Raw genomic sequence first — 19825 nt, 5'->3', positions numbered from 1 at the left:
TGTGACTCGACTGATCCTTCGTCGGCTGCTCGCCAGCGTCGTGGTGCTCTGGCTGGTGACACTCCTGGTGTTCGTGGCGACCCTGCTGCTGCCGGGTGATCCCGCCAGGGCCATCCTGGGGCAGCAGGCCACTCCCGAACGTATCGCCGCCCTGCGCGCGCAACTCGGACTCGACGAGCCCGTGTGGCAGCGCTATCTCGACTGGCTCGGCGGGGTGATGACCGGTGACCTGGGCACCTCCACGGCCACCCAGGGGTCGGTGAACGACCTGCTCGCCGACCGCATCCCCGCCTCGGGCGTGCTGCTCGTCGCGGCCGCCGTTGTGAGCACTGTGGCCGGATTGTTGCTCGGCACGTGGAGTGCCCTGCGCCGGGGCCGAGCCGCCGACCACACCGTGTCCGCGTTCAGCCTCGTCGTGGCCGCCCTGCCCGAGTTCGTGATCGGTGTCGCGCTCGTCGTGGTGCTCTCCACGACGGTGTTTCCGATCTTCCCCTCGGTGACGTTGGCCCGGCCGGGAGAACCCGTCTGGGCCCACCCCGAGCAATTGGTGCTGCCCGTGCTCACCCTGGCGCTGGTCGTCACCCCGTACATCACCCGCATGATGCGCGCGACGATGAGCGAGGTCCTCGCCAGCGGCTACGTCGAGATGGCTCGGCTCAAGGGACTTCCCGAACGCGTGGTGCTCACCCGGCACGCGTTGCCCCACGCGATCGGCCCGGTGGCGCAGGTGATCGCCCTTCAGCTCGCCTGGCTCGCCGGGGGCGTGGTGGTGGTCGAGTTCCTGTTCCGCTACCCCGGTGTCGGAGCGGCCCTGATCGACGCGGTCAACAACCGGGACGTCGAGGTGGTGCAGTCGATCACGCTGCTCATCGCGGGCGTGTACGTGGTCGTCAACCTCGTCGCCGACGTGCTCGGCATCCTCGTCGATCCCAAGCAACGTACGGGAGTGTCCTCATGAGCCTGTTCCGTCGCGCGTTGTCCTTGCCACAGGCCAAACTCGGGCTCGTCCTCACCGGCGCGGTACTCGTGGTGGCGGTGCTGGGTCCATGGGTGGGGCCGCTCCTCACCGGACACGAGACCGACGAGTTCACCGGTAAACCGTTCACCGGCACGGGCGCTCTCGGCACCGACGACCTCGGCCGGGACGTGTTCACCCGGTTCCTCGCCGGCGGCGGCACCCTGCTGCTGTACGCGGTACTGGCCACCGCGCTCGGCGTCGTCCTCGGCACGATGCTCGGCATGATCGCCGGTTACCGGGGTGGCGTCCTCGACACCGTGATCATGCGCGGCAACGACGTGCTGCTGTCGTTCCCCCAGCTCGTGTTCGCCCTGCTCGCCATCGCCGTGCTGGGGCCGCAGGGGTGGCTGTTGGTCGTGGTCATCGGCATCACCCACGCTCCCCGGGTGGCCCGTGTCGCACGACAGGCCACGGCGGCCGTCGCGAACAGCGACTTCGTACGGGCCGCGGAGATGTACGCGATGCCGCGGTGGAAGGTGATGACGCGGGAGATCCTGCCCAACATCACCGGTCCCCTCATGGTGGAACTCGGGCTACGGCTGACCTACTCCATCGGCTACGTCGCGTCGCTGTCGTTCCTCGGCCTGGGCATCCAGCCACCGGCAGCCGACTGGGGACTCATGATCAACGAGAACCGCATCGCCCTCGTCGTCCAGCCCTGGGGCGTGTTGCTCCCCGTGCTCGCGATCGCCGTGCTGACCGTGGGCACCAACCTCATCACCGACTCACTGGCGTCCGCGGCCGCGCGCCGCGACAGGGAGGTGACATCGTGACGCTGGCCGCCATCCGCGACGCCCTCGTGGTCGACGATCTCCGCATCTCCACCCACTCCGGGGAGGCGGTTCTCAAGGGCGTGTCGTACGAGCTCGCACCGGGCGAGGTGCTCGCGCTCGTCGGCGAGTCCGGTTCGGGCAAGACCACGGCGGGACTCGCCGCGCTCGGTCACGTCCGGAACGGACTCCGCCACGACGGGGGAACCGTGCTGGCCCGGCCCCGTGACGGTGAGGCCGTGGATCTGTTGGCCCTGCCGGAGGCGGACCGGCGCCGCTTCCGCGGCACCACCGTGTCGTACGTACCGCAGGACCCGGCGCTGTCACTCAACCCCGCGCTGCGCATCGGCGTCCAGATCCGGGAGGTACTGGACGCCCACGGTTACGGTGACTCCGACGCCGAACGCGCCGAGCGAGTGGCCGAGGTGCTCACCGAGGTCGGACTTCCCGGCGACGAGTCCTACCAGCGTCGCTATCCGCACCAGCTCTCCGGCGGGCAGCAGCAACGTGTCGGCATCGCGATGGCCTTCGCCTGCCGACCGCGTGTTGTCGTCCTCGACGAACCCACCACCGGCCTCGACGTGATGACCCAGGCACTGGTCCTGCGCACCATCGCACACCTGACCACCCGGCACGACGTCGCGGCCCTCTACATCACTCACGACCTCGCCGTGGTGTCCACCGTGGCCGATCGCGTCGCCGTCATGTACCGCGGGGAGATCGTCGAGAGCGGGCCGACGGACGAGGTGTTGACGTCCCCGTCCCACCCGTACACCCACCGCCTGATCGGCGCCGTCCCCCACCTCGACGCCGACACGCGCCTGCCCGAGGTGCCCGACCGCGAAGCGGCGCTGTCGGTCTCCGGGCTGTCGGTGTCCTACGGCGACAACACCGTGTTGCGGGGCGTGGACCTTCGGGTGCGTCCCGGCGAGTGCCTCATGCTGCTCGGTGAGTCCGGATCGGGCAAGACGACACTCTCCCGATGTGTGGCCGGTCTGACCGACCACTACGAGGGGACCGTACGGCTCGCGGGCCGGGAGCTTCCCCGCTCGGCCCGCGACCGCACCGCCGAGCAGTTGCGTGCCCTGCAGTACGTCTTCCAGAGCCCGTTCTCCTCGCTCAACCCGCGCCGGACCGTCGCGCAGTCGGTGGAGGTGCCGCTGGAGACCCTGACGAACCTCGACCGGAAGGCTCGCCGCGAACGCGTCGCCGAGACCCTGGAGCTGGTGCGCCTGTCGCCCTCGCTGGCCGACCGGTTGCCCGACCAGCTCAGCGGCGGTCAACGACAGCGTGCGGCCATCGCTCGCGCGCTCGTCACCACACCGGACGTGCTCCTGTGCGACGAGGTGACCTCCGCACTCGACGTCTCGGTCCAGGCGTCGATCATCGACCTGCTGTGCTCGCTGCGCGCGGAGCTGGGAACGGCGATGGTGTTCGTCACCCACAACATCGCCCTCGCCCGGCACGTCGCCGATCGCATCGCGGTACTGCGTGACGGGCTCATCGTGGAGACCGGAACCGTCGACGAGGTTCTCGATTCCCCGCAGCACCCGTACACGCGTGACCTGCTCGACAACACCCCGAGGATGACGTCATGACCACGGCACAAGGAACGGTTCGGCGCGGGTTCGAGGAAGTCCGGGACGTCTTCGCCGACATCGTCGCCGACAGCCGGGCGGGTGCCGCCTTCGCGGTGGTGCGACGCGGCGAGCCGGTGGTAGACCTGTGGGGCGGACTCGCCGACCCCACCACCGGGCGACCGTGGTCGGCGGACACGGTCTGTGTGATGTTCTCCGGGACCAAGGGACTCACCGCGGCGGTAGCGGCCGCCTGTTTGTCCGAACTGGATCCGGAAGCCCCGGTACGGAAGTACTGGCTCGAGTTCGGAAGCGACGATGTTCTCGTCTCACACGTCCTTTCGCACACGGCGGGACTGCCCTATGTGGACGGCGAGCACGACTTCCTGGACAACGAGACCGCGGAGCGGATACTCGCGAAGCAGAAGCCACTGTGGACACCCGGTAGCCGGGTCGCCTACCACGCCCTGACCTACGGCTACCTCGCCGGCGCGCTCGTTCGTCGCGCCACCGGCCGGTCGGTTGCCACCCACCTGCGGGAACGGTTCGCCCGCCCGCACGGGCTCGACCTGTACCTGGGCACACCGCCCGAGGTCGACTCCCGCGTCGCACGTCTGGTGCGTGCGCCCGGATACCGCATCAGCACGTTCCTCCGGGACGCGGAGCGGCGAAAGATCGTCGACCGCATGTACGGCGCGTTGCTGAGTTCGGACGAGGTGATCAATTCGGAACGATATCGGCGCGCGGAGCTGGCGGCCGGAAGCGGTGTGGGTTCGGCGCGTGCGATGGCCACGTTCTACGACCTGCTGGCCGGAGGCTCGCTCGTGCCGTCGTCCGCGCTGCGCCGGGCCACCTGCACGTGGGCCGAGGGCATCGACGCCATCAACGACCGTCCCGTACACTTCGGGCTCGGCTTCGAGTTGCCCGACCCGATCGGGACGTACGGTCCCGCGACGGTGGCCTTCGGCCATTCCGGGGCCGGCGGGGGACGGCACGGCGCGTGGCCGGAGGCGGAGGTGGGCTTTTCGTTCCTGCCGGCCGAGCTGCGTTCCGAAGACACGGACGACCGCGCGAGCCGACTCCTCGAAGCCCTGGCCTCCTGCCTGAACCGCTCGGCCTGACGGGCGTACGGGAACTGCGAACACCCGTCCATGAAGTGCGAACACCCGTCAATAAGCTGCGGACACGCCGGAAGTTCCGGCGTGTCCGCAGTTCGGGGACGGCTCAGACCGTGAAGCCCAGCGCCCTCAACTGCTCACGACCTTCCTCGGTGATCCTCTCCGGACCCCACGGCGGCATCCAGACCCAGTTGATCCGGAAGTCCTTCACCACGGGGTTGGCCCCGGTGAGCACCGACGCCGTCTGGTCCTCGATGACATCGGTCAGCGGGCAGGCCGCCGACGTCAGCGTCATGTCGAGGGTGGCCGTGTTCTCCTGGTCGACACGGATGTCGTAGACCAGGCCCAGGTCGACGACGTTGATCCCGAGTTCGGGGTCCACGACGTCGCGCAGTGCCTCCTCGATCTCCTCGATCTTGGCCACGTCACCGGCGGGGGCGGGCTGCGTCTGCTCCGGCAGGTCCGCCGCCGTACGGCCCTCGCGGTGGTCGGCCGTCTCGGTCTCGCTCATGCAGTCACCTCACTGGTCGACGTCCTGCTCACAGCATCCTTGAAGGCCATCCAGCCGAGCAAGGCGCACTTCACCCGCGCCGGATACTTCGCGACGCCGGCGAACGCCACGCCGTCCTCCAGCACGTCCTCGTCGGGCTCGATCTCCCCACGGCTCTGCATGAGCTTGGTGAACGCGTTCAACTTGGCGAGGGCCTCGTCGAGCGGACGCCCGATGACGAGGTCCGTCAGCACCGACGTCGACGCCTGGCTGATCGAACACCCCTGACCCTCGTACGACACGTCGGCCACGAGATCACCGTCGAGCCGGACCCGAAGTGTCACCTCATCGCCACAGGTGGGGTTCACCTGGAACGACTCGGCGTCGTACGGTTCGCGCAGACCGCGAGCGTGAGGGTTCTTGTAGTGGTCCAGGATGATCTCCTGGTACATGGACTCCAGATCCATCAGACTCCCCCCACGCCGAAGAACCGCTGTGCCTCGCGAACGCCCTCGACAAGGGCGTCCACCTCGGACGGTTCATTGTAGAGGTAGAACGAGGCCCTCGCAGTGGCGGGAACACCGTACGAACGGTGCAACGGCCACGCACAGTGGTGGCCCACCCGAACCGCGATGCCGAGGCTGTCCAGCACCTGACCCACGTCGTGCGGGTGAACCCCGTCCACGACGAACGCCACGGTGGCGCCGCGGTCGACGGTGTCCTGCGGACCGACGACACGCACACCCGGCAGGGACCGCAGCCCCTCCAACGCCCGCTGTGCGAGCAGGTGTTCGTGCTCGGCGACCCGATCCATGCCGACGGCGTTGAGGTAGTCCACGGCCGCTCCCAGACCGACCGCCTGAGAAGTCATGGGGACCCCCGCCTCGAACCGCTGCGGCGGCGGGGCGAAAGTCGACTCCTCCATCCGCACCAGCTCGATCATCGATCCGCCGGTCAGGAACGGAGGCATGGCCTCCAACAACTCCCGGCGGCCGTAGAGCACCCCGATGCCGGACGGGCCGAGCATCTTGTGGCCCGAGAACACGGCGAAGTCCACGTCCAGTTCGGCGAAGTTCACCGCGAAGTGCGGCACCGACTGGCAGGCGTCGAGCACCACCAGCGCACCCACCTCGTGGGCCTTGCGGGTCAGCGTCTCGACGGGGTTGACCGTGCCGAGCACGTTCGACTGGTGCGCGAACGCCACCACCTTCGTGCGCTCGGTGATCAGCTCGTCGAGCTGCGACAGGTCGAGCCTGCCGTCAGGGGTGACCCCGAACCACCGCAGCGTGGCGCCGGTACGCCGGCACAGCTGCTGCCAGGGCACCAGGTTGGCGTGGTGCTCCATTTCGGTGACCACGATCTCGTCACCGGGCCCGACGACGAAGCGCTCGGCCTCCGGCCCCGCGGTGGCGGCGTTGCTCATGGCGTACGCGACCAGGTTGACGCCCTCCGTGGCGTTCTTCGTGAACACCACCTCGCCGGGCGAGACGCCCACGAACGCGGCGATCTTCCCGCGCGCGCCCTCGTAGGCGTCGGTCGCCTCTTCCGACAGCTGGTGCGCACCCCGGTGCACGGCCGCGTTGGACGTCTCCACGAACCGTCGCTCCGCGTCGAGCACCGGGGCCGGGCGCTGGGAGGTCGCCCCGGAGTCGAGGTACACCAACCGTTTGCCGTCGCGGACAGTGCGGGACAGGATCGGGAAGTCGGCGCGCACCGCCGTGACATCCAAGGGACGCGAATCCATGGTGGTCATCGCGCCAACTCCTTTCGACGTTCCCCGACTGCCCGCGTCAGACCGCGGCCTCTGCCTTGTCGGTGTACTTGACGTACCCGTTCTCCTCCAGCTCATCCGCCAGCTCCTTGCCGCCCGACTCGACGACCTTGCCGCCCGCGAAGACGTGCACGAAGTCCGGCTGGATGTGCTTGAGGATGCGCGTGTAGTGCGTGATCAGCATGACGCCGACCTCGTTGTTGGCCTTGTAGTCGTTCACGGCCTCCGACACCACGCGCAGGGCGTCGACGTCCAGACCCGAGTCGGTCTCGTCGAGCACGGCGATCTTCGGCTTGAGCAGAGCGAGCTGAAGAATCTCGTGGCGCTTCTTCTCACCGCCGGAGAAGCCCTCGTTGACGCTGCGCTCGGCGAACTCGGCCGGGATCTCCAGCTTGGCCATCTCGTCCTTGACTTCCTTGACCCAGTGGCGCAGCTTCGGCGCCTCGCCGCGCACCGCGGTGGCGGCCGAGCGCAGGAAGTTGGACATCGACACGCCGGGGACCTCGACGGGGTACTGCATCGCCAGGAACAACCCGGCGCGAGCACGCTCGTCGACGCTCATCTCCAGGACGTTCTCGCCGTCCAGCAGCACCTCACCCGAGGTCACCTCGTACTTGGGGTGCCCGGCGATGGCGTAGGACAGGGTCGACTTGCCGGAGCCGTTCGGCCCCATGATCGCGTGGGTCTCGCCCGAGCGGATCGTCAGGTTGACGCCCTTGAGGATCTCCTTGTTGCCCTCGTCGGTGACGACGTCGGCCCGCAGATCCTTGATTTCCAGTGTGGCCATGTGCCTTCTCTTCGATCTTTCCGTGAGTCTTCGTAGGCGTGGTCAGCTTCGTGGTCGGGCCGGCTCAGGCACCGATGGCCTGGAGCTCCTCCTCGATCGCGGCCTCGAGGCGCTCGCGCACCTCGGGGACGTCGATCTTCATGAGGATCTCGTGGAAGAACCCGCGCACCACCAGCCTGCGCGCCTGCTCCTCCGTGATGCCCCTCGACCGCAGGTAGAACAACTGCTCGTCGTCGAACCTTCCCGTGGCGCTGGCGTGGCCGGCGCCCTCGATCTCGCCCGTCTCGATCTCCAGGTTCGGCACCGAGTCGGCGCGAGCGCCCTGGGTGAGGACGAGGTTGCGGTTCAGCTCGAACGTCTCCGTGCCCTCCGCGGCGGCCCGGATCAGCACGTCGCCGATCCACACCGAGTGCGCGTCGTCGCCCTGGAGCGCGCCCTTGTAGAGCACGTTCGACTTGCAGTGCGGCACGGCATGGTCGACGAACAGGCGGTGCTCCTGGTGCTGGCCGGCGTCGGCGAAGTTCAGCCCGAGCATCTCCACGTCGCCACCGGGGGCAGTGAACGTGGCCGTGGGGCTCACCCGCACGAGGTCGCCGCCCAAGGTGACGACGATGTGCTTCAACGTCGCGTCACGACCGAGCTTCAGGTGCTGCTCGGACACGTGCACGGCGTCGTCGGCCCAGTCCTGCACGCTCACCACGGTGAGGTTCGCGCCGTCGCCGATGACGAACTCGATGTTGTCGGCGTAGGTACCGGAGCCGACGTGGTCGAGCACGATCACCGCCTCGGCGAACCGCTCCGCCCGAACCTGCACGTGCCCGTAGGCCGTCTTGCCCTCACCGGGGCCGGTGAGCCGGATCAGCGTCCGGGTGGACGCCTTCGTCTCCTTGGGCACGGTGATGAGGGTGGCCTTCTCGAACGACGAGTACGCCTGCGCGGAGACCCGGTCACTGGGCACCCCGGCCTCGCCCAACCGCGCGTCGTCACGGGCCACGGTCTCCACCGTGACCTCGGGCGCGGCATCGGCCTCCACCGAGATCTCCCCGGTGGCGGTGGCGGTGCCGTCGTGCAGGCCGCGCAGCCGCTTCAGCGGCGTGAACCGCCAGATCTCCTCACGGCCGCCCGGAACCTCGAAGGCCCGGACGTCGTAGGAGGTGAACCGCTCGCCGCGAGAGGCGGCCGGAACCACGGCCTCCGCGGCGGCGGCGGTGTTGCTGGTGTTCTCGGCGACCGTCATGTCAGCCGACGGCTCCTTCCATCTGCAGTTCGATCAGGCGGTTCAGTTCGAGCGCGTACTCCATGGGCAGCTCGCGGGCGATGGGCTCGACGAACCCTCGCACCACCATGGCCATGGCCTCGTCCTCGGTGAGACCGCGCGACATCAGGTAGAACAGCTGGTCCTCACTGACCTTGGACACCGTGGCCTCGTGGCCCATGGCGACGTCGTCGTTGCGGATGTCGACGTACGGGTAGGTGTCCGACCGCGAGATCGTGTCGACCAGCAGCGCGTCACACTTCACCGTGGACTTGGAGTTGTGCGCACGCTTGGCGACCTTGACGAGGCCGCGGTAGGAGGTACGGCCACCGCCGCGCGCGACCGACTTCGACACGATGGTCGAGGACGTGTGCGGCGCGAGGTGCTCCATCTTGGCACCCGCGTCCTGATGCTGGCCCTCACCGGCGAACGCCACCGACAGCACCTCGCCCTTGGCGTGCTCGCCCATGAGGAACACCGACGGGTACTTCATCGTCACCTTGGAGCCGATGTTGCCGTCGATCCACTCCATGGTGGCGCCCTCTTCGGCCTTGGCGCGCTTGGTGACCAGGTTGTAGACGTTGTTCGACCAGTTCTGGATCGTCGTGTAGCGGCAGCGGCCGCCCTTCTTGACGATGATCTCGACCACGGCCGAGTGCAGCGAGTCGGACTTGTAGATCGGGGCGGTGCAGCCCTCGACGTAGTGCACGTACGCGCCCTCGTCGACGATGATCAACGTCCGCTCGAACTGGCCCATGTTCTCGGTGTTGATCCGGAAGTAGGCCTGCAGCGGGATGTCGACGTGCACGCCCGGCGGCACGTAGATGAACGACCCACCGGACCACACGGCCGTGTTCAGCGCGGAGAACTTGTTGTCACCCGCGGGGATGACCGAGCCGAAGTACTCCTTGAACAGCTCGGGGTGCTCCTTGAGACCGGTGTCGGTGTCGAGGAAGATGACGCCCTGCTTCTCCAGGTCCTCACGGATCTGGTGGTAGACGACCTCCGACTCGTACTGCGCGGCCACACCGGCGATGAGACGCTGCTTCTCCGCCTCGGGGATACCCAGCTTGTCGTAGGTGTTCTTGATGTCGGCCGGCAGCTCGTCCCAGCTCGTGGCCTGCTTCTCGGTGGAGCGCACGAAGTACTTGATGTTGTCGAAGTCGATCCCCGAGAGGTCGGCGCCCCAGTTCGGCATCGGCTTGCGCTCGAACAATTTGAGCGCCTTCAGGCGCGTTTCGCGCATCCACTCCGGTTCGGACTTCTTCGCGGAGATGTCGGCGACGACCTCTTCGTTCAGTCCCCGGCGTGCGCTCGCGCCCGCCGTGTCCGGGTCGGCCCAGCCGAACTGATACTTGCCCAGGGACGCGATGGTCTCTTCCTGGCTCAGCGGCTGGGTGGTGGGATTGCGCTGCTCGGCAGCGGCAGTCATGCGGTAGTCCCTCCGTTCGGAGTTGCACTGTCGATGTCCGGGTGCTCCACGGCGTTGTCGGCCGCGGGGGGCGGATGTCGACGTCTCCTTTCGCTACCCACCGGATCGGCGGGTACGTGCGTGGTGCACGCGGCGTCACCGCGTGCGATCGTCGCCAGCCGCTGCACGTGCGTGCCGAGCAGCTCGGCGAACGCCTCGGTCTCCGCCTCGCACAGCTGCGGGAACTCAGCTGCGACGTGCGCGACCGGGCAGTGGTGCTGGCACAGTTGAGCACCGTGCGCTCCCGCGGTGGAACCGGGTGTCGCCACCTTGCGGGTCGACGCAGCGTAACCCTCCCTCGTGAGGGCGCTCGCAAGGGCCTCGGCCCTGGACGCGGCACCGGAATGCCGGGTCACGGCCTCGCGGTACGGGCCCACGAGCGCCGACACCCGACGTTCGGCGAACGCCTTGACGGCCTGTTCCCCGGCATGCTCGGCGAGAAACCGGATGGCCGCGACGGCGAGGTCGTCGTAGGCGTGACCGAACCGGGCCCTACCCTGCTCGGTGAGCAGGAAGAGCTTGGCGGGCCTACCCCGGCCTCGGCGACCCCGGCGGGGCGCCTGGCGGGTCCTCGCCTGGTTGTCGGCCACCAGCGCGTCGAGGTGCCTGCGCACCGCGGTGACACTGATGCCCAGCTGCTCGGCGACCGCGGCGGCCGACATCGGCCCCTGTTCGAGCAGGAGCCTGGCGACCTCGTTGCGGGTCCGGCCCTCCGTCGTCACCGAGGCAGAAGACTCCGACGCGGCGGGCAGTGCACCCCCGCCGCGCTCGTCGAACGTCCCCTGCTTTTTCACAACATAAGTGTGTCGTATTTCCGAGAGAGGGGCAAAGTCGGCTCGAAGTCGAGTGACCGGACTCACGCGCGAACGAGAGTCGATACCCTCACCCCCGTGGTTGTGGGCAAGGGCGGGATCATGACGCGATCACCGGTGGAACCGGGTGGGACTGACCCGCTCGACGCCGACGAGACCCGTGCGCTGGGAGTGACACGACGCTTCGGCACCATCGGAGCGCTACTGCTGGCGTTCGGCTCTCTCGGCGCGGGCGCGGCACCGATCCTCAACCCGGTGCTGGAGATCCCCGTCCTGAGGCTGTTCACCCGCATCCCCACCGTGTCGGTCGCGATCGCGTTCACCGGCATGGGGATGATGGTGATCGCCTGGCTGTGGCTGGGCCGGTTCGCCCGCCCCGGTCGCGACCGCATCGCGAGCCAGGGCCAGGTGCTGCGCACGCTCGTCACCTGGACGTTGCCGCTGCTGGTCATCCCTCCGCTGTTCTCCAGGGACGTCTACAGCTACCTCGCGCAGAGCGAGATCGTGCGGCGTGGGTTCGACCCCTACGCCCTCGGTCCCGCCGAGGCGCTCGGCGTGGCCGACCCCTTCACCGCGGGCGTGTCGAACATGTGGCGCGACACCCCCGCGCCGTACGGCCCGTTGTTCCTCGAAATCGGGAGCTGGCTGGGCGGCCTCTCCGGCACCAACGTGGCCGTCGGGGTCCTGCTGCAGCGCCTGGTGGCTCTCATCGGCTTCGGCCTCATCGTGTGGGCCCTGCCGCGCCTGGCGCGCCGCTACGGCGTGGCCCCCGGCACGGCCCTGTGGCTGGGCGCCGCCAACCCTCTCGTGCTGTTCCACCTGGTGGCGGGTGCGCACAACGAGGCGCTCGGTATCGGTCTCATGCTCACGGGCCTGGAACTCGGCATGCGTCGCCTCGCCGTCCGGGTGAAAGGCGATCCCCCGCCGCCCTGGCGCAAAGACGAGCTGATCTACATCGTGCTCGGTGCGGTGGTGATCTCCCTCGCGGCGATGGTGAAAATCCACGCCATCGTGGCGCTCGGCTTCTTCGGCGTGATGATCGCGAGGCGGGGCCGGGGCCGGTTCGCCGACCTCGCCGTCGCGGCCGTCGTCATGCTCGCCGTGTTCCTGGCCGTCACCCTGGCCATCGGCTTCGGCACCGGACTCGGGTTCGGCTGGATCGGCGCGCTGGAGACCCCGTCGAAAGTCTGGAGCTGGCTGTCCCCCGTGGCCGAGCTGGGCCAGCTCGGCGGCGTGCTCGGCATCGTGCTGGGTCTCGGCAACCACACGGCGTCGATCATCGCGATCCTCGGCCTGCTCGGCTACGGTGTGGCCGGCGCGGTGACATTGAAGTTCCTGTGGGACAGCTTCCACTGGCGGTACCGCCCGATCATCGGGCTGGGCGTCTCGCTCGGCGCGTTCATGATGCTGCACGTGTCGATGCAGCCGTGGTGGCTGCTGTGGGCCGTGATCCCCCTCGCCGCCGCGGCGGGAACATCCCGGTTCCGCAACGTCGCCACCGTCGTGAGCGCGGCGCTCGCCCTGCTCATCCCGCCCACCGGAAGCCCGTTCGACAACCGGTCGTACATCCTCCACCAGGCGTTCGTCGCCGCGCTGATCGTCGTCGCGCTCGCGGTGCTGATCGCCTGGCGCCGCGCCCCCATGCTGCTGCGACGCCCCGGTCTTCTCGGTCACGCCGGTCGCCCGGCGGTCGATCGCTGACCCGTCCGATCTACCCTTGTCAGTCGTGGAAGCAACGGCCGTGGAAATCACCGGCTTGGTGAAGCGGTTCGGTGCCGTCACGGCCGTGTCCGGCCTCGATCTGACGATGCCCCGAGCCACGGTGCTCGCCCTTCTCGGCCCCAACGGGGCGGGTAAGACGACCACCGTCGAGATCTGCGAGGGATTCCAGACCCCCGACGAGGGCACCGTCCGCGTGTTGGGGCTCGACCCCGCCCACGACGGCGCGGAACTGCGTCCCCGCATCGGCATCATGCCCCAGGGCGGTGGCGCCTACCCCGGTGTGCGGGCGGCGGACATGCTGCGGTTGGTGGCCTCCTGCGCGGCGAACCCCCTGGACCCCGAGTGGCTGCTCGACGTCCTCGGGTTGTCGGCGGTGCGCCGGACCCCGTTCAAGCGACTGTCGGGCGGCCAGCAACAGCGCCTGTCGCTGGCGTGCGCCCTCGTTGGACGGCCCGAACTCGTGTTCCTGGACGAACCGACCGCGGGCATGGACCCGCAGGCCCGCCGCCTGGTGTGGGACCTGCTCGCGGCGTTGCGCGACGACGGGGTGAGTGTGCTGCTCACCACCCACCTCATGGAGGAGGCCGAGACGCTGGCCGACACCGTGGTCATCGTCGACGGCGGCCGGGTCATCGCCTCCGGGTCCCCGGCCGAGCTCACCGCCGAACGCGCCGACGACGCGCAACTGCGCTTCCGCGCCAGGGCGGGGCTCGACACCGATCTGCTCGCCGCGGCGCTGCCGGAGGGTTATCTGGTCAAGGAGTCCTCGCCCGGCAGCTACCGGGTGTACGGCACCGTCGACCCCCAGGTGATCTCCACGGTGACGGCGTGGTGCGCCCAGCAGGGCGTGCTCGCGGAGGAGCTGCACATCGGCAAACGCGACCTGGAGGAAGTCTTCCTCGAACTCACCGGACGGGAGCTACGCGCGTGACCACCATGCGAACCGCGGACTCACCGCGTTTCGAGCCCGGCACGTTCACCCCGGCGCCGGGACGCGGCCGCATCGGCACGATGCTGTTCACGCACGCCCGCACCGAGATCGGCCTCACCCTGCGGCACGGCGAGCAGATCCTGCTCACCCTGCTCATCCCGCTGGCGCTGCTGGTGGGCCTGAGCGTGCTCGACGTCGTGCCCGTTCCCGACGACGTCCCGCAGCGGGTCGACTGGGTCGCCCCCCGGATTCTCGCGCTCGCCGTGATGTCCTCGGCCTTCACCGGGCAGGCCATCGCGCTCGGTTTCGACCGCCGCTACGGGGTGTTGAAACGGCTGGCAGCCACCGCGCTGCCACGCTGGCTGCTCGTGCTGGGCAAGCTGGTCGCGGCGTTGGTCGTGGTGGCCGTCCAGGTCGTGGTGCTCGGAGGCACCGCCGTGGCACTCGGCTGGTCGCCCACCGCGTCCGGGCTCGCCGCCGCCCTCCCGCTGCTGCTGGTGGGCACGGTCGCTTTCGGCGCGCTCGGCGTTCTCCTCGGCGGTGCGCTGCGTGCGGAGGCCGTGCTCGCGCTGGCCAACATCGTGTGGTTCGTGTTGCTGCTCGCGGGCGGCATCGTGATCGGGCCCGACACGCTGCCCGGCCCTCTCGCCGCCGTCGTGCCCTACCTGCCCTCGGGCGCGTTGGCGGAGGGACTGCACGCGGCCCTCGCCGACGGCACCCCCACCTGGCTTCCCGTGGGCGTCCTGGCGCTCTGGGCACTTGCCGCCACGGCCCTGGCGACCCGCACCACGAAACTGACCTGACTCAGCCGTGTCCGCAGCCTGCGTACGCGTGTCCGCACTCCTCGTACGCGTGTCCGCAGGCTGTGCACACGTGTCCGCAGATGCCGGCCGTGAGGCCGCACCCCTCTCCCCACCACCGCCCACGAGGACGCGCTACGCGCGGTAGTACTCTCTGGGATCGTGCAGTTGTCTTCGCTCGTCGGTCGCCTGCCCTACCCCTCGCGCGGCCTGCAACGAGCCCTCGCCATCGCCGCCATCGTCACCCAGGCGGGCATCGGGGTCACGGGCTCGATCGTGCGGGTCACGGGCTCCGGGCTCGGCTGCCCCACCTGGCCGCAGTGCTTCCCCGGCAGCATGGTCCCGGTCGACCACCCCGAGTACGCCACGCTGAACCAGTGGATCGAGTACGGCAACCGCCTGCTGACCATCGTCGTGGTGTTCGTCGCGGCCCTGTGCGTCCTCGCGGCCTGGCGGGTCTACCTCGACCACCCGAGCCGTAAGCGCCTCGTCAAGCTCGCGTGGATCATGCCCGCGGGCGTCGTCGCGCAGGCGGTCATCGGCGGCATCACCGTGCTCGCCGACCTTTTGTGGTGGGTCGTGGCACTGCACTTCATCCCCTCCACCGTCCTGGTGTGGATGGCCGTCGTCCTGCTCCGCGCGTTCAACGAGGGCGACGAGCCCCCACGACCGCGTGTTCCCCGAACCAGCCGTCCCATCCTCGTGGCGCTCGTGGTCGCCCTGGCCGGGTTGATCGTGGCGGGAACCGTGGTCACCGGCGCGGGCCCGCACGGCGGGGACCCCGACGTCGAACGCCTCGACGCCCCGATCGAGGCCCTCGCGAGGGTACACTCCGCGTTCCTGTACGCCTTCCTCGCGATACTCGTGATCCTGGGCATCCAGTGGTACCGGGCGCGCGTCGAGAAGACGCTGTGGGCGCGCTACGCCACCGTGTGGGGCATCGCCCTCGCCCAGGGAGCGCTGGGAATCGTCCAGTACCGGCTCGGTATTCCCGAACCGCTCGTGTCCCTGCATGTGCTCGGTTCGATGCTGGTGATCGCCGCCACCGCCGCCCTGTGGTGCGCCACCCGTGACCGGGGTCCCGTCGTCAGCGCGGCCCCCGCCACCGAACGCCACGCCGTCGGCGCCGTCTGACCTCGCCGCCGGCGCCTCGTCTCGCGGTACGGTTTCGGTCCGCATGCGATCGTCGCCGTGCTGTGCTGCACTGGGTTCGAGAGGCTTTCCCGCTCGTTTCCCGTTTCCGCTATGCGAGGTCACAGGCACGATGAGCAGCACCGTACAGCCGGCTCACGAACGCCGTTCCGGACCGAAACCCCTCGTCGGACACGAGCGCTCCACCGCGCAGATGATCGTGCTCAAGGCATTCCTGCTGATCCCCTTCGTCGCCTTGGTCGTGGCGATCCCCTTCGCCTGGGGGTGGGGACTGACTTGGGTCGATCTCGTCCTCGCCGCGGTGTTCTACACCGTCTGCACCCTCGGTGTGACCGTCGGCTACCACCGGTACTTCACCCACGGCTCCTTCAAGACCAACCGCGCGCTCCGCATCGCGCTCGCCATCGCGGGCAGCATGGCCGTCCAAGGCTCGGTGATCTTCTGGGTGGCCAGCCACCGCAGGCACCACGCGTTCGCCGACAAGGAGGGCGACCCGCACTCGCCGTGGTTGTTCGGTACCTCGCCGCTCGCCCTGCTGCGCGGGTTCTGGCACGCCCACATGGGATGGATGTTCAAACGCGAGGTCACCAACTACGAGCGATTCGCTCCCGACCTGCTGTCGGACAAGGACCTTCGGGTGGTCAACCGGTACTTCTGGCTGTGGATCGTGGTGAGCCTGGCCCTGCCGACGCTCCTGGGCGGGCTGATCACGTGGTCGTGGTGGGGCGCCGTGACCGCCTTCTTCTGGGCCGGCCTCGTGCGCATCGCGTTCTCCCACCACGTGACGTGGTCGGTGAACTCGATCTGCCACATGGTCGGCGAGCGACCGTTCGCCAGCCGTGACAGGGCCGCCAACTTCTGGCCGCTCGCGATCCTGTCGATGGGCGAGTCCTGGCACAACAGCCACCACGCCGATCCCACGTGTGCTCGGCACGGCGTGCTGCGCGGTCAGATCGACATCTCCGCGCGGCTGATCTGGCTGTTCGAAAAGCTCGGCTGGGCTCACAGCGTCCGTTGGCCGAAGCCGGAGCGGCTGGCGGCCAAGCGCCTCGCGTAAAGCCGCGGGCTCCCCTCGCCCGGCCCGGCCAGTGGCGACGAGAACCCGCGTGCGGCTTTTTCCGTCAGCGACGGGCGCGCGGGCCCGCCATCCTCCTGCGGTGCTCGGGGCCGATCACGGTGGCGCTCACGGTCTCGGCGTCCCACTCGGCGGCTTCCACTCCGTCGACCGCCTCGATCAACGCCTCGCCCGTCTCGACGCTCGGTACCACGACGTCGCCGAGCGCACCGTCGTCGCCCACGAGGACCACCCGCGCTCCGGCCCGTCCGATGCGCTGCACGACGGCTTTCGCGGGCTTGCCGTGGTCGGCGACGAAGGCACGCGCGGCGGCGAACTGAGCGGACTTGACGGCGGGGGCGGCGGAGTTGGTGGTGGTCTCAGTCACGGCGTCAGTGTAGGGCGCAAGACGCGGCCGCCACAGTGATCGTCGGCCGGAAGCGGTCCACGTCACCGCCCCGCCTCCGACGGCGTCGGCGGCCAGGACACCCAACCCGACCACGACCGCTCCCCCGAGGGCGTCGAGCCAGTAGTGGTTTCCCGTGGCCACGATCACCACGAACGTCACGGCCACGTGGACCGCGCTGGCCACCTGCGCCGGGCGCGGCGCTCCACCGCGGCCGAGGGCCACGGACGCCCACAACGCCCAGCCGAGGTGCAGCGACGGCATGGCCGCGAGCTGGTTCGCCCCGTCCAGCATCGGCGAGCCCCAGGAGCCCCAGGTGCCGCCCAAGCGCACGGTGTCCAGGAACCCGGCCTCGGGCAGCAGCCTCGGTGGCGCCACCGGATACAGCCAGAAGCACAGGATCGCGAGGACGTTGACGACCACGAACACGTTGCGCCCCCACCCGTAGTGGTGGGGCCTGCGCCGGTACAGCCACACCAGCGTGATCAGCGTGACGGCGAGGTAGCTGAACGCGTACTCGTAATTGGCCACGATCGTGAGCCAGCCCCGGTCGGCGAGCCAGTGGTTCACCGACCGTTCGAAGTCGGTGTGCAACACCGCTTCCAGGGCGAGGATGTCCTCGCCGTTGGCGACGGCCCGCCGCTCGTGTCCGGGCAGCGGAAGCCCTCCCAGCAGCGCGTACAGGCCGAACAGGAGGAGTCCGAGCAGGATCTCGACCCACCACCTCGGACGCCGTCTCCTCCGCCTGTCGGTCGAGTCTCGGGTGGTGCTCGTCACCGACCCCGTCGTGAGCACACACCCCGTATACCACGCGTCGGAGGACGTCGCTCCCACGCGCGATCGGGAGAGTGAGGGCCTTTCGAGTCAGGCGGCGACGGGCTCGGGCACGGGGTCGGGCCGGCGCGAGAGCCGAAGGGTCACGTCGGGCAGCGACCGCAACGAACGCCAGCCGTGTGCCGCGCAGACCGCGATGGTGAGCGCCGTCAGCAGACCGCTGAACACGCCGCGGGAGAGCAGCCCCGCGTCGATGCTCCACTGCAGGAACCCGAAGGTCATGGCCGCGTCGAGCAGGCGCGAGCCGCCCCACATGAGGGCGACGTTGACAAACACCTTCTTCACCCGTCGGTGAGCGAAGAGCTCGGCGGGCAGATGCACGAAGTCACGGGCCAGTCGCTCGGTGATGGGCTTTCCGAGCACCGCGCTGCCGACGAACAGCAGGAACATGAACACCGAGCCCACGACGGGTTGGAGTACGTAGACCACGGCGCTGGAGGTGATGAGCGCGACGAGCGCTCTGGCCACGAGCATGCCCGTGGCGAGCAGGAGCGTGTGCGGCACCTGGCGCCGCATCAGCCTGCGCAGGCCGATGACGAAGGCGCTCCAGCCGAGGACGCCCAGGAGACCGGGGGCGAGTCCGGCCACGTTCAGCAGCACCATGAACAGCAACGTGGGGACGACCGCGGTCTCAAGAGCCAGGACGACGGCACGGGTGATGGTGGATCGTAGGTGCGGTATCTCGATGACCAGATGCCGTTCGTGGGACGGCTCCGCAGCGAGGCAAGGCACGATAGGAGTTCTTTCGGGTCGGGGCCAGGCCGGGGCGGCGCGACACCGGGCGGACGTGTCCTCCATCAGGATGACTTACGCGCCCGAGTCGTGTCCTAAACGTTACCTCGAATGGGGTAAACGCCATGTGTTGCCGTGCTACGCGTCTCCAACCGCACGGCGGGCGAGTGCGCGAGGCCGAACGCGCCGGCGACGAGCAGCACACCCGCCACGGCCACGGCGGCCAGCGGGCCCGGCTCGGTGGCGGGCACGGTATCGAACACCAGGAGTCCGATCGTGAAGCTCACGCACGGGTTCACGGTGGACATCACGGCCACCGCCGCCGAGAGGGAACCGGACCCGTAGGCCTGGTGGCCCAGCACGAGCCCCGTCGCCGTCGTGACGGCGAGCAAGTAGCCCGGCCAGTCCGTGGCCGTCGCGGCCACTCCCTCGTCCGCCAGGCTGTCGGCGGTGAGCTTCATCATGGCAGCGCTCATCGCGTAACAGATACCCGCACACGTGGCGACGAGCGCACTGTAGGCGAACGGCCGCCGACGCTGAGCGATCTGCAACAGGGTGAGGATCGTGAGCGCGGCCACCAGCACCGCGATCACGAGCCGCTCCCGGTCCGGCTCGCCCTCCATCGGCGCCGCTCCCTCCACGGACAAAAACAGCGCCACACCGCCGGTGATGGCGATGGCGGCGAGCCAGTCCCGCAGTGGAGGCCACAACCGCACGGCGGCGGACGCCATGGGCAGCGCGAAGAGCAACTGCGTCACCAACAGCGGCTGCACCAACGCGACCGAGCCGAAATGCAGCGCGGCGGCCTGACAGGCGAACCCACCGAGGTTGGTGAGCCAGCCCGCAAGCCACACCCGCTGCCGCAGCAGCCGCCGGAACAGCCACAACACGGGCAGTCGATGGGTGCTGGCCCGGTGCTCGGAGTCGGAGTCGGCAGCGTGCAACACCGCGCGGCGTTGCAGGGCCGCCGAGGCGGCGAAGAGGAACGCCGCCGTGAATCCGAGAGCGACAGGCAGTACCACGTTGAAGACCAGCGCCGAAACGGCGTGCGAGATTCCCGAACACCTCATGCGATGAGGTACGTCGCACTCGCCAGGGTACGCCGAGTGGACACCACTGCCGTCC

19 protein-coding genes are annotated in these 19825 nt (G+C 69.2%); 9 read left to right on the top strand and 10 right to left on the bottom strand.

The genetic code is table 11. The features are described from left to right. Position 1 precedes the first annotated feature (1 nt). The 4 genes from SACGLDRAFT_RS08840 to SACGLDRAFT_RS08825 are packed head-to-tail and all read left to right on the top strand — an operon-like array spanning position 2 to position 4486. Positions 2–958: an ABC transporter permease gene (locus SACGLDRAFT_RS08840; RefSeq protein WP_005463768.1), complete on the top strand. Its 957-nt coding sequence runs from the start codon at positions 2–4 to the stop codon at positions 956–958. After that, entirely contained in the window at positions 955–1791 is an 837-nt protein-coding gene (locus SACGLDRAFT_RS08835; RefSeq protein ID WP_005463766.1) for an ABC transporter permease, read from the top strand. The genes SACGLDRAFT_RS08840 and SACGLDRAFT_RS08835 overlap by 4 nt, the downstream gene beginning before the upstream one ends. Continuing rightward, entirely contained in the window at positions 1788–3386 is a 1599-nt protein-coding gene (locus SACGLDRAFT_RS08830; RefSeq protein ID WP_005463764.1) for an ABC transporter ATP-binding protein, read from the top strand. Before SACGLDRAFT_RS08835 ends, SACGLDRAFT_RS08830 begins: the two co-directional genes overlap by 4 nt. Next, positions 3383–4486, top strand: coding sequence for a serine hydrolase domain-containing protein (locus tag SACGLDRAFT_RS08825; protein ID WP_005463762.1), 1104 nt, complete (start codon positions 3383–3385; stop codon positions 4484–4486). The genes SACGLDRAFT_RS08830 and SACGLDRAFT_RS08825 overlap by 4 nt, the downstream gene beginning before the upstream one ends. A 103-nt stretch (positions 4487–4589) precedes the next feature. Here SACGLDRAFT_RS08825 and SACGLDRAFT_RS08820 read toward each other — a convergent pair whose 3' ends face one another. The 7 genes from SACGLDRAFT_RS08820 to SACGLDRAFT_RS08790 all read right to left on the bottom strand — a co-directional run bounded on the left by SACGLDRAFT_RS08820 (position 4590) and on the right by SACGLDRAFT_RS08790 (position 11051). Then, a complete protein-coding gene (locus SACGLDRAFT_RS08820; protein WP_005463760.1) occupies positions 4590–4994 on the bottom strand; it encodes a metal-sulfur cluster assembly factor in 405 nt (134 codons plus the stop codon). Further along, a complete protein-coding gene (gene sufU, locus SACGLDRAFT_RS08815; RefSeq protein ID WP_005463758.1) occupies positions 4991–5440 on the bottom strand; it encodes a Fe-S cluster assembly sulfur transfer protein SufU in 450 nt (149 codons plus the stop codon). The genes SACGLDRAFT_RS08820 and sufU overlap by 4 nt, the downstream gene beginning before the upstream one ends. Continuing rightward, positions 5440–6726 (bottom strand): cysteine desulfurase, encoded by a 1287-nt coding sequence (locus SACGLDRAFT_RS08810; RefSeq protein WP_005463756.1) that lies wholly within the window; start codon positions 6724–6726, stop codon positions 5440–5442. The genes sufU and SACGLDRAFT_RS08810 overlap by 1 nt, the downstream gene beginning before the upstream one ends. Positions 6727–6763: 37 nt before the next feature. Continuing rightward, entirely contained in the window at positions 6764–7531 is a 768-nt protein-coding gene (sufC, locus tag SACGLDRAFT_RS08805) for a Fe-S cluster assembly ATPase SufC (protein ID WP_005463755.1), read from the bottom strand. 64 nt (positions 7532–7595) lie between these two features. Then, on the bottom strand, positions 7596–8768 hold the full coding sequence (sufD, locus tag SACGLDRAFT_RS08800) for a Fe-S cluster assembly protein SufD (protein WP_005463753.1): 1173 nt from the start codon (positions 8766–8768) through the stop codon (positions 7596–7598). Position 8769: 1 nt separating this feature from the next. Further along, positions 8770–10218 (bottom strand): Fe-S cluster assembly protein SufB, encoded by a 1449-nt coding sequence (sufB, locus tag SACGLDRAFT_RS08795; RefSeq protein WP_005463751.1) that lies wholly within the window; start codon positions 10216–10218, stop codon positions 8770–8772. Then, on the bottom strand, positions 10215–11051 hold the full coding sequence (locus SACGLDRAFT_RS08790) for a helix-turn-helix transcriptional regulator (RefSeq protein ID WP_005463749.1): 837 nt from the start codon (positions 11049–11051) through the stop codon (positions 10215–10217). Before SACGLDRAFT_RS08790 ends, sufB begins: the two co-directional genes overlap by 4 nt. A 120-nt stretch (positions 11052–11171) precedes the next feature. On the opposite strand from SACGLDRAFT_RS08790, the gene mptB reads away from it, so the two are divergent. The 5 genes from mptB (at position 11172) to SACGLDRAFT_RS08765 (ending at position 16731) form a co-directional block, all read left to right on the top strand. After that, a complete protein-coding gene (gene mptB, locus SACGLDRAFT_RS08785; protein ID WP_005463747.1) occupies positions 11172–12770 on the top strand; it encodes a polyprenol phosphomannose-dependent alpha 1,6 mannosyltransferase MptB in 1599 nt (532 codons plus the stop codon). Positions 12771–12795: 25 nt separating this feature from the next. Next, positions 12796–13722 (top strand): ABC transporter ATP-binding protein, encoded by a 927-nt coding sequence (locus SACGLDRAFT_RS08780; RefSeq protein ID WP_040918803.1) that lies wholly within the window; start codon positions 12796–12798, stop codon positions 13720–13722. Positions 13723–13727: 5 nt separating this feature from the next. After that, entirely contained in the window at positions 13728–14525 is a 798-nt protein-coding gene (locus SACGLDRAFT_RS08775; protein ID WP_198283560.1) for an ABC transporter permease, read from the top strand. Positions 14526–14684: 159 nt separating this feature from the next. Continuing rightward, on the top strand, positions 14685–15656 hold the full coding sequence (locus tag SACGLDRAFT_RS08770) for a COX15/CtaA family protein (protein ID WP_005463742.1): 972 nt from the start codon (positions 14685–14687) through the stop codon (positions 15654–15656). Positions 15657–15786: 130 nt separating this feature from the next. Further along, complete coding sequence (locus tag SACGLDRAFT_RS08765; RefSeq protein ID WP_005463741.1) at positions 15787–16731, top strand: acyl-CoA desaturase; 945 nt, start codon at positions 15787–15789, stop codon at positions 16729–16731. Positions 16732–16795: 64 nt separating this feature from the next. On the opposite strand, the gene SACGLDRAFT_RS08760 is transcribed toward SACGLDRAFT_RS08765, so the two are convergent. The 3 genes from SACGLDRAFT_RS08760 to SACGLDRAFT_RS08750 form a co-directional block, all read right to left on the bottom strand. Then, positions 16796–17911 (bottom strand): phosphatase PAP2 family protein, encoded by a 1116-nt coding sequence (locus tag SACGLDRAFT_RS08760; protein ID WP_040919751.1) that lies wholly within the window; start codon positions 17909–17911, stop codon positions 16796–16798. A gap of 87 nt (positions 17912–17998) precedes the next feature. Then, positions 17999–18766 carry a DUF3159 domain-containing protein gene (locus SACGLDRAFT_RS08755; RefSeq protein ID WP_005463737.1) on the bottom strand — a complete coding sequence of 256 codons (768 nt, stop codon included), beginning with the start codon at positions 18764–18766 and terminating at the stop codon, positions 17999–18001. A 29-nt stretch (positions 18767–18795) separates the two neighbouring features. Continuing rightward, on the bottom strand, positions 18796–19770 hold the full coding sequence (locus SACGLDRAFT_RS08750) for a DMT family transporter (RefSeq protein WP_005463735.1): 975 nt from the start codon (positions 19768–19770) through the stop codon (positions 18796–18798). Positions 19771–19825 lie beyond the last annotated feature (55 nt).

This window comes from Saccharomonospora glauca K62, assembly GCF_000243395.2.
Classification (GTDB): Bacteria; Actinomycetota; Actinomycetes; order Mycobacteriales; family Pseudonocardiaceae; genus Saccharomonospora; species Saccharomonospora glauca.
Note: the sequence above shows the minus strand (reverse complement) of the source record. Positions and strands in the feature narration are given on the sequence as shown.